The organism is Pseudoxanthomonas sp. UC19_8 (assembly GCF_042700505.1).
GTDB classification, from domain to species: Bacteria; Pseudomonadota; Gammaproteobacteria; order Xanthomonadales; family Xanthomonadaceae; genus Pseudoxanthomonas_A; species Pseudoxanthomonas_A winnipegensis.
Window position 1 is genome coordinate 3,889,082 of record NZ_CP170559.1, and the last position, 14,908, is coordinate 3,903,989.

7 protein-coding genes and 1 pseudogene are annotated in these 14,908 nt (G+C 71.8%); 1 reads left to right on the plus strand and 7 read right to left on the minus strand.

What is annotated here, in order from left to right; all coding sequences use genetic code 11:
- Positions 1–94 precede the first annotated feature (94 nt).
- Positions 95–1,513 carry a hypothetical protein gene (locus tag ACFJIT_RS17170; protein WP_379654386.1) on the plus strand — a complete coding sequence of 473 codons (1,419 nt, stop codon included), beginning with the start codon at positions 95–97 and terminating at the stop codon, positions 1,511–1,513.
- Positions 1,514–1,749: 236 nt separating this feature from the next.
- On the opposite strand, the gene ACFJIT_RS17175 is transcribed toward ACFJIT_RS17170, so the two are convergent.
- The 7 genes and pseudogenes from ACFJIT_RS17175 to ACFJIT_RS17205 all read right to left on the minus strand — a co-directional run bounded on the left by ACFJIT_RS17175 (position 1,750) and on the right by ACFJIT_RS17205 (position 14,796).
- Positions 1,750–2,712: a hypothetical protein gene (locus ACFJIT_RS17175; RefSeq protein ID WP_379654387.1), complete on the minus strand. Its 963-nt coding sequence runs from the start codon at positions 2,710–2,712 to the stop codon at positions 1,750–1,752.
- Positions 2,713–2,833: 121 nt separating this feature from the next.
- Positions 2,834–5,539 carry a GNAT family N-acetyltransferase gene (locus ACFJIT_RS17180; RefSeq protein WP_379654388.1) on the minus strand — a complete coding sequence of 902 codons (2,706 nt, stop codon included), beginning with the start codon at positions 5,537–5,539 and terminating at the stop codon, positions 2,834–2,836.
- 462 nt (positions 5,540–6,001) lie between these two features.
- Positions 6,002–7,384 (minus strand): magnesium transporter, encoded by a 1,383-nt coding sequence (gene mgtE / locus ACFJIT_RS17185; protein ID WP_379654389.1) that lies wholly within the window; start codon positions 7,382–7,384, stop codon positions 6,002–6,004.
- A gap of 239 nt (positions 7,385–7,623) precedes the next feature.
- Complete coding sequence (aceK, locus tag ACFJIT_RS17190; RefSeq protein ID WP_379654390.1) at positions 7,624–9,330, minus strand: bifunctional isocitrate dehydrogenase kinase/phosphatase; 1,707 nt, start codon at positions 9,328–9,330, stop codon at positions 7,624–7,626.
- A gap of 39 nt (positions 9,331–9,369) precedes the next feature.
- Entirely contained in the window at positions 9,370–10,374 is a 1,005-nt protein-coding gene (locus tag ACFJIT_RS17195) for a carbohydrate kinase (protein ID WP_379654391.1), read from the minus strand.
- A gap of 38 nt (positions 10,375–10,412) precedes the next feature.
- Positions 10,413–12,308, minus strand: coding sequence for an amylosucrase (locus ACFJIT_RS17200; protein WP_379654392.1), 1,896 nt, complete (start codon positions 12,306–12,308; stop codon positions 10,413–10,415).
- Between the two features lie 47 nt (positions 12,309–12,355).
- A pseudogene (locus tag ACFJIT_RS17205) lies at positions 12,356–14,796 on the minus strand (TonB-dependent receptor domain-containing protein).
- Positions 14,797–14,908: the final 112 nt, after the last annotated feature.

Consider the following 14,908-nt stretch of genomic DNA (forward strand, 5'->3'; position numbering starts at 1 on the left):
TATGACCTCTGCCAGGGCAGGGCCGCGGCACGTCCACGGAAGGAGCCCTCCGCAAGGCCATACACTCGGCCCGGTCATTCGAGGGAGTTTCCGCATGAATCCGATCGCACGACGTGCGCGCGGCATGGCCATGACGCTGCTGACCATGACGCTGATATCCGCCTGCAGTGCCACGCACCAGGCCGTCACGCCTGCGCGCCCCGCGGTGGACACCTCTGCGACCGCCCCGGCCAAGGCGCCAACCGAGCCGACCAGCGCGCAGCGAGCCCTGGCCGCGCGTGCCGCCGCGCTTGGCGCGACCGAGGTCAGCGCCGTGCCTGGCCCGGAGGGCGGCCTGCTGCTGGGCGGCAAGCTCGGCGGCGATCAGTTCGCCGTCGCCATTCCAGCGCGATGGAACCACGATGCCCTGCTCTACGCGCACGGATACTCCACGCCGGGCAGCCCCGTGAACGTGCTCGATGACCCCACCGCCCCGGGCACCGGCGCGACCGGGGTCCTGAAGGCCGCCTACGACGCGGGCCTGGCGGCCGGGCACAGCGCCTATGCCAAGGCCGGCATGGGCGTGGAGACCGCGACGGTCAACACGCTGCGGCTGCGCGATTTCCTGGTGCGCCTGGGCGCGGACAAGGTCTATGTCAGCGGCAGCTCGATGGGCGGCAACATCGTGCTCTCGCTGTTGGAGCAGTACCCGCAGGCCTTCGCCGGCGGGCTGGCGATGTGCGGGGTGACCGAGGGCTGGGAGCCGCTGTTCGCGCAGCTGTTCGACATGCGCGTGGCCTGGAACCAGCTGACCCGCGGCACGCCCTACGCCCTGCCGGGCGAGCAGGACGCGCTGCGCACCGCGCTGCCCACCGTGCCGCCGCCGGGCGATGCGACCGATCCGGAGCAGTTCCGCGGGACGCAGATGGCCCGCCTCGCCACGCCGGTGCTGGCGCTGTTCAAGGCGGCGCAGGACCGCCCCGATGGGCCCGAGGCGCGCATCGCGCGGCAGGTGGCGGCGATCGGCGGCTTCGAGAACGAGCCGGCCTCGGTCGCCTATCCGCTGCTCACCCTCGCCTTGGGTGCCGACGATCTGCGCCAGACCATGGGCGGCCAGCTGTACGGCAACCGGGGCAAGGTCTATCGCGTGCCGGACATGAGCGCCAAGGAGCTGGCCGTGTTCAACCGACAGGTGCAGCGCTTCGGCGCCGACCCGGCGGCCATTGCCTACGCGCGGCGCTGGCACCAGGCCACCGGCCGCTTCCAGGTGCCGCTGGTGACGCTGCACAACCGGATCGATTCGCTGGTGCCCTATGCGCAGTCGCAGGGCCTGGGCCGCGTCGTCCATCAGGCCGGCAACGACGCGCGCCTGGTGCAGTTCACCGTGCCGGGGGTGAAGGCACCACTGCCGATCGGCGGCGTAGTGGGCTACACGCATTGCGGCTTCGATCCGGCGCAGACGGTGGCGGCCTGGAACGCATTGCGCGCGTGGGTCGAGCGCGGCACGCGGCCGTCCGAGGAGCTGGTGCACTGAGCCGCTTGATTGCTTGATTGCCCGGGTGGCCGGGTGGCCGCGGGGCTCGGGGTTTGCGCGTGAAGCGACCGATGCCATGTTTTCCGTGCCAGGCCCGACGCGATGCGACCTCGTCACGCACGCTCCGCGTGCCGACTGGAACGACGGCAGAAGGTTGCTGGCGGTTTCCGAGTGACGCGACGCCTGGAGGCGTCACGATCGTCGCGGTCGCGCGGGCGGGCTCGGTGCGGGCGGGCTCAGTCGCCTGCGCGGCGGCGCGCGCTGCCGCGCAGGCGCTGCCACAGCCGCGCCAGGCGCGAGGTGCCGGGCGGCGGTGGCGGCGCGTCGGCGGTGGCGGCGCCCAGTGCGTCCGCTTCGCCTTCCAGCACGGCGTGGCCGCTGAGATAGGCGGCGTTGAAGAAGGCGCGCGCCGCGCCGGGGTCCATGTCCAGCTGCGCGGCGGCCTCGGTGGCGGTCATGGCCTGCTTGAGCAGCAGCGAGCACAGCCGGAAGTCGTCATGGCGGTGGGCCAGCACGCGGAAGTCCGGCCACTGGCGCATGCGCAGGGCGGTGGTCTCGGTCAGCGGCGCGATCAGCTTCGGCACCATGCGCATGCGCAGCGCGGTCTGCCACAGCAGCGGGGTCAGGGCCAGGCGCGGGGCCTGGCCGGCCGGCGCGAACGCCACCTCGCGCAGCACCAGCCGGTCGAAGCCCGGCCCCAGCAGCCCGGGCACGTTGTCCACCGCCTGGCGCGCGCTGTGCAGTGGCACGGCCTGGCCGGCGACGAAATCCAGATGCAGCACGTCCACCCCATCCAGCGACAGCACCGCCTGCGTGCGCCGGGCCTGCAGGTGCTCGCGCAGCTGCTCGGCGAAGGGGCGTGCCGGGGTGGACGGGGCGACGTCGGCCTGCGCATGCGGGGCGTGCAGGGCCTGCAGCACCTCCCGGATCGCCTGCTCGTGCAGCGGCGCGGCTCCCTGGCGCGGGTCGGACAGGCGCCCGCCGGCATCGATCAGCCACAGCGGCCGGGCCGGGCGCTCCTGTGCCAGGCGCGCGCCGGCCAAGCGCGTGGTCGATGCCTCTTGCAGCACCAGCAGGTCGCAGCCGTCGGGGTTGTGGATCAGCGTCAGGCTGTCGGCGGGCAGGGCGGCAATGCGCTGCAGGCGGCGCATCAGCGCCACTTCGGTCTGCACATCCGAACCCACGATCGCCACCCGCACCACGTCACGCCCCTTGTTGCCGCATCCGTGCCCTGCGGCGCATGGGACGAGCCTAACGCGCCGCCGCCGCATCGCAACAGGGGGCAAGTCCCGGAAGGTGACACCGGGCCCGTTTTGCCGCTCAGGTCTGCGCGCGGGCGCTCTGGATCGGCAGGGTGACGTTGACGATGGACGGGTCGTCCGGATCGGGCCTGAGGGTGAAGCCCAGCTGCTGGCACATGGCCAGCATGGTGCGGTTCTCGCGCAGCACCTGGCCCTCGACCTGGCGCAGGCCCTGCCAGTGCGCGTACTCGATCATGATCCGCATCAGCTGCCAGCCCAGGCCGGCGCCCTTCTGGTCCGAGCGCACCAGGATGCCGTACTCGCCGCGATCGTAATCGGCATCGGCCAGCAGCCGCACCGCGCCGAGCATCTCGCCGCTGGACGGGTCGATGGCCACCAGCGCGATCGAACGCGCGTAGTCCAGCTGGGTCAGGCGGGCGATGAACTCGTGGCTGAAATGCTTGACCGACTGGAAGAAGCGCAGGCGCAGGTCCTCGTCGGTGACGCGGGCGAAGAAGGCGCGGAACAGCGCGTCGTCCTCAGGGCGCACCGGCCGCACGAAGACCGTGCCGCCATCGCTCAGGGCCAGGGTGCGCTCCCATTCCTTGGGATAGGGGAACACGGCGAAGCGCGGGTGTCCGCGGCCCTTGTGCAGCGCACGCGAGGGGGCCACCGCGATGCGCGCGTCCACGGCCACCACGCCGGTGGCGTCGGCCAGCAGCGGGTTGATGTCCAGGCTGCGGATCTCGGGCAGATCGGCGGCCAGCTGCGCCAGCTTGACCAGCACCAGGGCCACGGCGCGCTCGTCGGCGGCGGGGACGTCGCGATAGGCCTTGAGGATGCGCGAGACGCGGGTGCGGCCGATCAGCTCATGGGCCAGGCGCAGGTCCAGCGGTGGCAGCGCCAGGGCCACATCGTCGATCACCTCGGCGGCGGTGCCGCCGCGGCCGAACACGATCACCGGGCCGAACACCGCATCGTCGGCGATGCCGGCGATCAGCTCGCGCGCCTTGGGCCGCAGCACCGTCGCCTGCACCACCACGCCATCGATGCGCGCGTCCGGGCGCAGCCGCCGGGCGCGCTCGATCAGCGTCTGCGCGGCCATGTGCACGGCCTCGGCCGAGACCAGGTTCAGGCGCACGCCATCCACATCGGACTTGTTGGGGATGTCCGGCGAGAGCACCTTCAGCGCCACCGGCTGGCCCTGGTCCAGCAGCGGCTGGGCGAAGCGCACCGCGGCCTGCGCATCGGCCGCCACCCACAGCTGCGCGGTCGGGATGCCGTAGGCGCGCAGCACCGCGTTGGCGGCGACCGGGTCCAGATAGCGCCGTCCCTCGCTCAAGGTCTGTTCGACCAGCGCGCGCGCGGCGGCGGCATCGACCACGAAGTCCTCGGGCAGGCTGGGCGGGGTCTCCATCAGCGCGGTCTGCGCCTGCCGGTAGCGCACCAGATGCATGAAGCCGGCCACCGCATCGGCCTCGGTGGCGTAGCTGGGGATCTGCGCCGCGTTGAGCGTGGACAGCGCCGCCTCGCCGCCGCCCAGCCACACCGCGAACACCGGCTTGGCATGGCTGTGGCGCGGGCGCGCGCCGGCGCTGCGCACCAGCGCGCTGGCGGCATCGGCCGAGGAGGTGAAGGCGGTCGGCACGTTGACCACCAGCAGGGCGTCGTTGTCGGGGTCGGCCAGCAGCGCCTCGACCGCGGTGGCGTAGCGCTCGCCATCGGCGTCGACCACGATGTCCACCGGGTTCTCGCGCGTCCAGCCGTGCGGCAGCACGCCGTCCAGGCGCTGCACCGTGGCCGGCGACAGCGTGGCCAGGCTGCCGCCGAGCAGGGTCAGCTGATCGCGCGCCAGCGCGCCCACGCCGCCGCCGTTGGACAGGATCGCCAGGCGCCGGCCGGGGAAGGTGCCCAGCCGGCCCAGCGTCTGCGCCGCGGCGAACAGCTCGTCCAGCGCGCCCACGCGCAACAGCCCGGCGCGGCGGAAGGCCGCGTCGTAGATCGCATCGGGCCGTGCCAGCGACTGGCTGTGGGTGTCCTCGCCGCCGCCGGCGCGGGCCACGCCGGATTTGACCACCACCACCGGCTTGGCGCGGGCGGCCGCGCGTGCGGCGGACATGAACTTGCGCGCGTCGCGGATCGATTCGACGTAGAGCAGGATCGCGCGGGTGCACTGGTCGATGGCGAAGTGGTCCAGCAGATCGCTGAAGTCCACGTCGATCGCATCGCCCAGCGAGACCACAGCCGAGAACCCGACCTGGTGCTGTACGCCCCATTCGACCAGCGCCGCGGCGATGGCCGAGGACTCGGAGATCAGCGCCAGGTCGCCGGCCATCGGCGTGTGCGCGGCGATGCTGGCGTTGAGCCGCGCGTGCGGGGCGATCACGCCCAGACAGTGCGGTCCGAGCAGGCGCAGGCCGTGGGCGCGCGCGGCGCGCTCGGTGGCCTCGGCCAGCGAGCCGGAGCCGTGGCCGAGCCCGGCGGTGAGGATGATGGCCGCCGCCACGCCGCGCTGGGCTGCATTGGCCACGACCTTGGGCACGGTGTGCGCCGGGGTGGTGACGATCACCAGGTCCGGCACATAGTCCAGGTCGGACAGCCGCGGCACGGTGTCGACCTCGTCGATGCGCTTGTAGCGCGCATTGATCCAGGCGATCCGCCCGGGGAAGCCGGCCGCGCGCAGGTTGCGCACCACCGCCCGCCCGGCCGAGCGATCGCGCGGGCTGCCGCCGATGATGGCGATCGAGGCCGGCGCGAACACGGACTTGAGGCGGTAGGTGCTCATGCGGTGGCTGCGGTGGCCTGGAGGCGGGGCATCGCCCCACACGTTACACGGCGAGGCGATGCCCCCGCATGACGCGCTGCGCGAACGCGTGAGGAGGAGCAAATGTCCCCTTACGCGTCGGCGATGCGCGCTTAGCCCCCTCCCTTTGGCCGCAGGCCAAGGGGAGCTCGAAGTCGCGACCTAGCGACTGAGGGGAGGGGGGTGCTCTCCGCGGGAAAGCTGAAAAGCACCCCCCTCCCACCCTCCCCCTTCGCTGCGCGAAAGGGGAGGGGCCCAGCGTGCGTGGCAGCCGTTGTCTCTTCCGAGCGCATCGCGGCCTCCTTGTAGAGCGGAGCTTGCTCCGCTGGGCCTTCCCGATAATCCGGCCGAAACGCAGCGGAGCAAGCTCCGCTCTACCGGTGGAGGCCGCCCTTGTGGCGTCTTCGCCAATGGTGGCTCCAACGAACCGCGCTCGCCGCGCGCCTACAGCAGCGTCCCGCTCAAAATCAGCAGGGCGATGCTGAAGTAGATGACCAGGCCGGTGACGTCCACCAGCGTGGCCACGAACGGCGCCGAGGCGCTGGCCGGGTCGAAGCGCAGCCGCTGCAGCACGAACGGCAGCATCGAGCCGGCCAGCGAGCCGAAGGTCACGATGCCCACCAGCGCCGCGCCCACGGTCAGGGCCACCAGCGGCCAGTGCGGGCCGTAGTCGTAGATGCCCAGCTGCTGCCAGGCGACCACGCGCACGATGGCGATCACGCCCAGGATCGCGCCGAGCAGCATGCCGGTGGGCAGCTCGCGCAGGGCCACCTTCCACCAGTCGCGCAGGCGCAGCTCGCCCAGGGCCAGGGCGCGGATCAGCAGCGAGGTCGCCTGCGAGCCGGAGTTGCCGCCCGAGCTCATGATCAGCGGGATGAACAAGGTCAGCACCAGCGCCTTGTCCAGCTCGCCCTCGAAGTGCTGCATCGCGCTGGCGGTGAGCATCTCGCCCAGGAACAGCGCGCACAGCCAGCCGGCGCGCTTGCGGATCATCCGCCAGAAGCCGATCTGCATGTACGGCGCGTCCAGCGCCTCCATACCGCCGAACTTGTGCGCGTCCTCGGTGCTCTCCTCCATCATCGTGTCGATGATGTCGTCCACGGTGACGATGCCCAGCATGCGGCGCTGCTCGTCGACAACGGCCAGCGAGAGCAGGTCGTGGCGGCGGATCAGGCGCGCGACCTCCTGCTGGTCGGTCAGCGGCGAGACGGTGACCGGCGGATTGACCTGGGCCACGGTCAGGATGTTGTCGCCCGGCGCGCCGGTGATCAGCCGGCGCAGGGTGACCACCTGCTGCAGCACGTCGCTGCCCGGGGCGAGCACGTAGATGGCGTAGACGGTCTCGCGCTTGCGCTCGACCTCGCGCACGTGGTCCAGGGTCTGGCCCACGGTCCAGTCGGCGGGCACGCCGACGTATTCGGTGGTCATCAGCGCGCCGGCGGTGCGCGGGCGGTAGCGCATCAGCTTCTGTATCGCGTGCGCGCTGGCCGGGGCGCAGGCGGCCAGGTCGGCCAGGACCGCGGCCTGGTCGGTCAGCTCCAGCGCCTGGACCACGTCGGCGGCGCGGTCGTCGGCCATGCCTTCGAGCACGCGCGCCCGGCGCGGCCGCGGCAGGGCCTGCAGCAGCTGCGGGGCGCGCAGCAGTTCGGGCGCTTCGAGCACGTTGATCGCGCGCTCGTCGGACAGGCCGGCGAAGGTCGCATCGGCCAGGGCGGGCTTGAGCTTGTTGAGCCGCTCGACCACGTCGGCGGTGTTGAGCGGACGCAGCGCGTCCAGCTGGGCGGCCACCGGGTCGGTGGTCTTGAAGGAGAAGTGCTTCAGGTTCATCGGGACGGCCTGGTTGGGCAGCCGCAACGGCCGCCTGGCCGAACCCGATCAGGACTCAGCGCGCAGCCACCGTTGACGGCAGACAAGATCGACTGGAAGGGTCGCTGGGCATGAGGAGGAAAGCTTCACGAAAGGGACCGGCGCGCTGTGGCCTGCGCCGGGCGGGCGGAAGTCTGTGCCTGCATCCTCGAAGCGTCAACCACTTTCTCGCGATGCGGCATGGCCGATGGTCGCGGCGTTCAGGCCACGCGCAGCGAGGGCGGATAAGGCGGCGTGTCGGGATAGCGGTCCTGCGCCAGCGCGGCCTGCAGCTCTCGCCACCAGGCCGGGTCGAACAGCTGGCCATGCACCGCGCGCACGGCCTGCGTCAGCGCGGCGGGCAGGCCCATGAACTGCGCGAAGCGCTCGGGGAACACATCGCCCGGCGCGACATGGAACCAGGGCTCGTCGGCCATCTGTTCCTCGTAGCTCTGCGCCTTGGGCCAGTCGCGGAAACGGCAGTCGGTGATCAGCCGCACCTCGTCGTAGTCGTAGAACACCACCCGCCCATGGCGCGAGACGCCGAAGTTCTTCAGCAGCATGTCGCCGGGGAAGATGTTGTTGCGGGCCATGTCGACGATGGCCTGGCCGTAGTCCAGCGCCGCCGCGCGCGCGGCCTCGGCCGGCTGCTCGCGCAGATACAGATTGAGCGGGCGCAGGCGGCGCTGCACGTAGCACAGGGCGATGATCACGTCCTCGCCCTCGAAGCTCAGGCTGCTGGCGCAGGTCTGCTGCAGCTCCTCCAGCAGCGCCGGGGCGAAGCGCGCCAGCGGGAAGCGCAGCGAGCGGTACGGCTGCGCATCGAGCAGGCGGCCGACCCGGTCGCGGTTGAACACCAGCGCGTAGCGGTCCTCCACGTCCTGGCGCGTGACCTGCTTGGTCTCGGCGAAGCGGTCGCGGATCAGCTTGAACACCAGCGGATAGCTGGGCAGGGTGAACACCGCCATCACCAGGCCGCGCGTGCCCTCGGCCTGGATCAGCTGCTCGCCGGGGTGGTCGTTGAAGTGGTGGTAGAAGGTGCGGAAGCGCTCGGTCTTGCCCTGCTTGGCGCGGCCCAGCACGGTGTACAGCTCGTCGATGGGCTTGTGCGGCAGCAGCGTGCGCAGGAACACCACCGCGTCGCCCACCGTGGGCAGGTCGGCGTGGAAGTAGCTGCGCGAGATGCCGAACAACTGGGCCACGTCCGCGCGCCGGGTCAGCACCGCGTCCACGCGCAGGCCGGCCTCGTCGTGGATCAGCGCGATCATGCACGGGGCGAAGCGCGTCTCGCCCAGCACGCGGCCGACCAGGTAGGCGCGGCGTTCGCGGTAGAACACCGTGTCCAGCAGCTCCACCGCGCGCACCGGCTCGCCCCAGCCGGTCAGGTCGTCGTGCAGGCGCACGGCGATGGCCGCCGCGCAGCGCGCCTGGTGCGCATAGGGCACGGCGAAGACGTAGTCGCCCAGCAGCCGGGCGAAGGTGTCCATCGGCCGGGTCTGCGAGACCAGATAGTTGTGCCGCGCCACCGGATGGGTGATGGCCTCGGTGGGCGCGATGTCCAGCGCCACGAACTCGACCTGCGCATCCACGCCCTGGGTGCGGAAGAAGCGCCGGGTCAGGGTGTTGTAGAAGGTCTTGTACAGCTCACGGTCGATCTGGTTATCGATCAGCGCCGCGTAGCGCGTGCGGATGGCGTGCCACAGCGTGCGGTCGAACGCGCGCTGGCCCATCACCGCCTGCAGGCGCAGCCGGCACTCGTCCACGCAGGCGTCGTAGAGCGCGATGCGCTCGACCGCATCGTCGCGCGCGCCGTTCCAGTCGCGCTGCTCGAAGCGCGTCTTGGCGCGCCGGGTGATGTCCGCGAAGCGGGCGTGGTAATCGGCGAAGGCCTCGTCGATCAGGCTGGCGTAGGCGGCGGCGTCGTCCATGCGGGCGGCCCGGGGCAGGGGAGCGACAGCCTAGAGCATTCACACCACGATGGCGTCGTCGCGGCGCTCGGTCTCCAGCAGGGCCTGCACCTGCGCCAGGCTGGGCATGGCGGCGAAGGCGCCGGCGCGGGTGACCGCCAGCGCGCCGGTGGCCGCGGCGAAGCGCAGCGGTTCGTCGAGCGCTTCGGCATCCTCGGCCAGCGCCGCAAGTCCGGCCGCATCCACGCCGCGTCGGGCCAGCGCGAACAGCAGCCCGGCGACGAAGGCATCGCCGGCGGCGGTCGTGTCGCGCACGGTCACCTCGAAGCCCGCACGCTCGCCGCGCCCGGTGCGCGTGTACCAGCGCACCGGCGCGCCGCCGTCGGTGACCACCAGCAGCCGGGTGTGGCCGGCCAGCAGCTGGGCGATCGCCGCCTCGTCGGTGGTCTGCAGGAACGCGGCCAGATAGGTCAGCTCCTCGCGCGAGAGCTTGACCAGGTCGGCCAGCGCCAGCGCCTGCGCGATGCGCTCGCCCGGCGTCACATCGGCCGGCCACAGCGCCGGGCGCAGGTTCATGTCGAAGCTGACCAGCGCCCCGGCCGCGCGCGCCCGGCGCATGCCGTCCAGGGTGGCCTGCGCGACGCCCTCGCCGGTCAGGCTGTTGGAACACGCGTGGAAGGTGCCGAGCGATTCGAAGCACGCCGGCTGGAAGTGCGCGCTTTCGAACAGCAGGTCGGCCGACGGCGGCCGGTAGAAGCTGAAGCTGCGCTCGCCCTGCGCGTCCAGCGAGACGAAGGCCAGCGCGGTGCGCGCCGCGTCGGTGCGCTGGACGTGGCCCAGGTCCACGCCGGCCGCGGCCATGCGTTCGAGCAGGAAGTCGCCGAACAGGTCGCGCCCCAGCATGCCGACGAAACACGCCGCGCCGCCCAGCCGGGCGATGCCGACGGCGACATTGGCCGGCGCGCCGCCGGCGTTCTGGTGGAAGGCGGTGGGCGCGTCGGGATGGCCGGTGGGCAGGCCGAGCATGTCGATGAGCGCTTCACCGAAGCAGACGATCTTGCGCATGACTCTCTCCTCAAGGATGGGCGCGTTCGCGCGCGGCGTCAGACGGGGCGGGACAGCCAGGCGAATCCCCACGGCCCCAGGTGCACGGCCGTGTCGGCGTGGCGGGCCTGTCCGCCGGCGACCAGCGTCCAGGCGCCGTCGGACAGCACGTCCAGTCTCAGCGTGCAGTCCGCGTCGGAGAAGTTGCCGACGGCCAGGAAGTCCGCGCCGCGGCGCACCGCCAGCACGCGCGCATCGCCGGTGTCGACGGTGTCCAGCGGCTGGGTGCTGGCCAGCGCGGGCAGTTGCTTGCGGGTCGCGATCAGCGCGCGCAGGCCGGCCAGCGCCCGGCCATGCGGCGTGCCGGCGTCGGCCTGCGCCTGGGCCAGCAGGTCCCAGTCCATCGGCGGGCGGTGCAGCCAGCGGCCTTCGCCACGGCGCAGCGGGTCCGCGCGCCAGGTCGCATCGTTGCCCAGCGCCAGCTCATCGCCCATGTACAGCATCGGGATGCCGGGCATGGCCATGGCCAGCGAGTACAGCAGCAGCATGCGGTCGATCGCGCGCTGGGCCTGCGCCGGGTCGCCGGCCTCTTCGGCCGCCTGCAGCCCGCACAGTGCCGAGGCCATGCCGTTGCTGCCGTGCACGCCCTCGCCATCGCTCTGGAAGGACTCGCCCCGGGCGAAGGACCCGGGCGTGCGCCCGGCGTAGAAGCCTTCCACCTGCGCCAGCGAGAACGGCGCCAGCCCGGTCGCGCCCGAGGCCTCGGCGCGCAGCACGTTCCAGCCGATATCGTCGTGGCAGCGCACATAGGCCAGCCAGCCCGCGGCCGGCGGCAGCGGCGGCGTGCGCGCGATGACGTTGGCCACGATGTCGGCGCGCTGCAGCGCCAGCGCCGACCAGCCGGCCGCCATCAGCGAGCTGTGGTAGGCCAGATGGCATTCCTCGCCCGCGTGCGCGCCCTGGCCGAAGTAGGGCGGCAGCTGGTCCATCGGCACGATGGCCTCGGCCTTGAGCGCCACGCAGGGCGCGGCGATGTCGACCAGCGCGCGCAGCGCACGCAGGATGACGTGGGTCTCGGGCTGGTTCATGCAGTCGGTGCCCGGCCGCTTCCACAGATAGGCGGTGGAATCCAGGCGGAACACCTCCACGCCCAGGTTGGCCAGCTCCAGCAGCGCCAGCGCCATGTCGCCGAAGACGTGCGGATTGCGCCAGTCCAGGTCCCACTGGAACGGGTAGAACGTGGTCCACGCCCAGGCCTGCGCGTCCTCGACCCAGCTGAAGTTGCCCGGCGCGGTGCGTGGGAAGACCTGGCCCAGCGTGCGCTCGTAGGCATCGGGCACGCGGCGGTCGGGATAGAGGTGGTAGTAGCCGCGGTAATGCGCATCGCCGGCGCGCGCGGCCTGTGCCCAGGCGTGGTCGTCGGCGGTGTGGTTGAGGACGAAGTCCGCGCACAGGCTGATGCCGGCCGCGCGCAGCTGCGCGGTCAGGGCGCGCAGGTCGTCATTGCTGCCCAGGCGCGGATCGACCTGCCCGTAGTCGCTGACCGCGAAGCCGCCGTCGCTGTCGCCCGGCCGCATGCGCAGGAACGGCAGCAGGTGCAGATACCGCACGCCCAGGTCCTGCAGGTACGGCACGCGCGCGGTCAGCCCGCGCAAGTCGCCGGCGAAGCGGTCCACATAGGTGCTGTAGCCGGCCATGTCCGGCTGGCCGAACCAGTCCGGCGCGCGGGTGGCGTCCAGCTGCGCCAGCGCCGGCGGCCGTTGCCCCATCTTCTCCGCCACCGCCTGCAGCCAGGACGACAGCCAGCCGGCGTAGTCGGGATGGTCGCCGTACAGCGCGCGCAACGCCTCGAGCAGGCGCGGGGCGTGCCGCGCCCAGCGCGGGCCAAGCGCCAGGCCCTCCGGGTCGGGCGCATCGGAAACGAGGGTGGCGCGTGGGGCAGGCGTGGGGGTCATGATGGCGCCGCGCCCGGGCGGGCGCGGCAGGCTCCTTGGGTGATGGATCAGAAGTCGTAGCGCAGGCCGAGGCTGGCGGTACGCCCGGCGATCGAGCGGGCGCGGATGATGTCGTCGCCCGGGATGCTGGCTTCTTCCGCCTCGGTCAGACCGAAGGCGTTGAACAGGTTGTTGACGCTGGCCGAGAGCGTCAGCGCGCTGGTGATGTGGTAGTTGGCGAACAGGTTGACCTGCGTATAGCCGGGCATCTTCAGCTGGTTGGAATCCTGCGTGTAGGCCGAGGTCGTGCCGATCAGGTTGACGCCGGCCTCGTAGCGCTCGCCGCGGTAGCTCGGGGTGAGCTGCCAGACGAACTTGGCCTGGCGGCGCGGGGTGTTGCCGACGTTGCTCGGGGTGATCTGGTCCTTGTCGATCTTCGCGTCGGTCCAGGTCAGGCCGCCGTTGAGGCCGAAGCCGCCGGTGCGATAGGCCGCCTCCAGCTCCAGGCCGTGCGCCTTGTAGCTGCGGTTGAGGAAGCGCTGGCTGGTGGCCTCGTAGTTCTGCTCCTGGGTGTGCGCGGCGAAGGCGGTGGCGAACAGGCTCAGGCCGCCGCTGCGCCACTTCAGGCCGCCCTCGAGCTGCTTGACGAAGTTCACCGCCTCGCTGGAGGACACCGAGCCGTCGTCGCGCACGATGCCGAACAGCAGGCGGTCGGCGTTGGCGCGCGCGCCGCGGCTGTAGCGGGCGAACGCCGCCAGGTCGTCGTTGATCAGGTAGTTGCCGCCGAAGGAGTAGGACAGGTAATTCCAGTCGTAGTCCACCGGCTTGCGGTTGGCGTAGTCGATCACCGCTACCTGCTGCTCGGGCGCCTCGATGACGCCATCGCCGTTGACGTCCATCGTGGTGGTCGTGGCGGCCGCGTAGGTGCCGCGCGCGGTGCCCATGTCGTAGCGCAGGCTGCCGTCCAGCGATAGCGGGCCCTGGTCCAGGTCAGCGCCACGTAGGGCGCGTTGACGGTGTAGCGGGTGTCGTAGTTGCGCGTGCAGCAGTTGCCCCAGTAGGGCTGGCCGTAGGCGTACACGCCGTTCTGCGACAGCGAGGCGCCGGCGGCGTTGTACACGTCCAGCAGCCGCGCGCGGTGCTCCAGCGACTGCACGTACGAGGTCCACAGCCAGTCCACGTCGATCACCTGGCGCGAGGAGTACAGGCCGGCCTTCAGGTCGAGCGTGCCGCCGTCGCCGGCGGCGAAGCTGCGGGTGAGGTTGAGGTCGTTGGTCGTGTTGTTCAGGTCGTTGAGCTTGACGTTGAACAGCATGGTGCGCACCGCCATGCCGGTGTAGGCCTGGCCGGCGCCGGGGCCGCTGGCGACCTGCAGGCGCGAGCCGGCGCCGCCGATCTCCGCGGCCAGGGTCGCCGCGTCGGTCACCTCGGCCGGGAACGGCGCGACGAAGCGCCCCGAGTTGTCGGCGAAGCGGAAGCGGTCGGTCAGCGTCCAGCCGCCCAGGTCGAACTGCGCCTCGGCGCCGATCGCCTGCGACTTGGGATGCATGCCGTCGCCCAGCTGCACCGTCTCGGGCCGGTTGTCGCCGTTCAGCGCCAGGGTGCGGCGGATGTAGGGGCTGTAGAGCGTGTCGCTGCCGGCATCGAAGCCGGGCAGGTCGTGGAAATGCGGCGAGCCGTCGCTGCCGCGCACGCCTACCGGCGCGGGCAGGTAGCCGGCGGCGCGATCGTCCAGGTACTTGCCGTAGACGCGCACATAGCCGTTCTCGAACAGGCGGGTGAGGTTGGCCTTGATCTGGCCGCCCTTGTCGGTGGCGAAGCCCGCATCGCGCACGCCATCGCCGCGGCGGTAGAAGCCGCCGACGTTGAACTGCCAGTGCTCGGCGAAGGGCTGGCCGTAGTCGAAGTCCAGGCGCGTGTTGTCCCAGTCGCCCAGGCCGCGGGTGATGCCGACGCTGCCGCCGCGGCTCTCGCCGGTCTTGCTGATGAAGTTGACGATGCCGCCGGGCGAGTTGGAGGCCATGGTCGAGGCCGAACCGCCGCGGATGGCCTCGATGCGTTCGACGGTGTTGTCCGCGCGCAGGAAGATGTCGGCGTTGCCGAAGGCGATGTCGCCGAACTCCATCACCGGCAGGCCGTCCTCGTGCAGCTGCAGGAACTTGGCGCCGCCGGAGGCCACCGGCAGGCCGCGCACGGCGATGTTGGCATTGCCCTCGCCGCCGCTGGACTCCGAGCGGATGCCGGGGATGTTGCGCAGGATCTCGGCGCTGGAGCGCGGCGCGGACTGCTCGATCGCCTCGGCGCCCACCGTGCTGACCGACACCGCGCTGCGCAGCTTGGTCTTGGCGCTGGTGGTGCCGGTGACGAAGACCATGTCCAGGTTGGTGGCGCCGTCGGCGGGCGAGACGGTCGCCGAGGCGGCCTGCTGGGCCAGCGCGGCCGGCGCGGCCAGGGCCGCGCTCACCGCGCAGGCCAGGACGTGGATGCGACATGTGGTCTTGATGGACATCGGATTACCCCTCTCACGGTTCGTGGTGTGTGGCGTGATACGCGCACCTGACCGTCCCTCCCCGGGCCGGGCCGACCGGATGGCCGGCGGTGTGGCGGCGGAGTATTGGGGT

Excerpts from the sequence above, each read along its gene's own strand:
- ACFJIT_RS17170 (WP_379654386.1), top strand. The coding sequence starts at position 95 with ATGAATCCGATCGCACGACGTGCGCGCGGCATGGCCATGACGCTGCTG.
- ACFJIT_RS17180 (WP_379654388.1), bottom strand. The coding sequence starts at position 5,539 with ATGAGCACCTACCGCCTCAAGTCCGTGTTCGCGCCGGCCTCGATCGCC.
- mgtE (WP_379654389.1), bottom strand. The coding sequence starts at position 7,384 with ATGAACCTGAAGCACTTCTCCTTCAAGACCACCGACCCGGTGGCCGCC.
- aceK (WP_379654390.1), bottom strand. The coding sequence starts at position 9,330 with ATGGACGACGCCGCCGCCTACGCCAGCCTGATCGACGAGGCCTTCGCC.
- ACFJIT_RS17195 (WP_379654391.1), bottom strand. The coding sequence starts at position 10,374 with ATGCGCAAGATCGTCTGCTTCGGTGAAGCGCTCATCGACATGCTCGGC.
- ACFJIT_RS17200 (WP_379654392.1), bottom strand. The coding sequence starts at position 12,308 with ATGACCCCCACGCCTGCCCCACGCGCCACCCTCGTTTCCGATGCGCCC.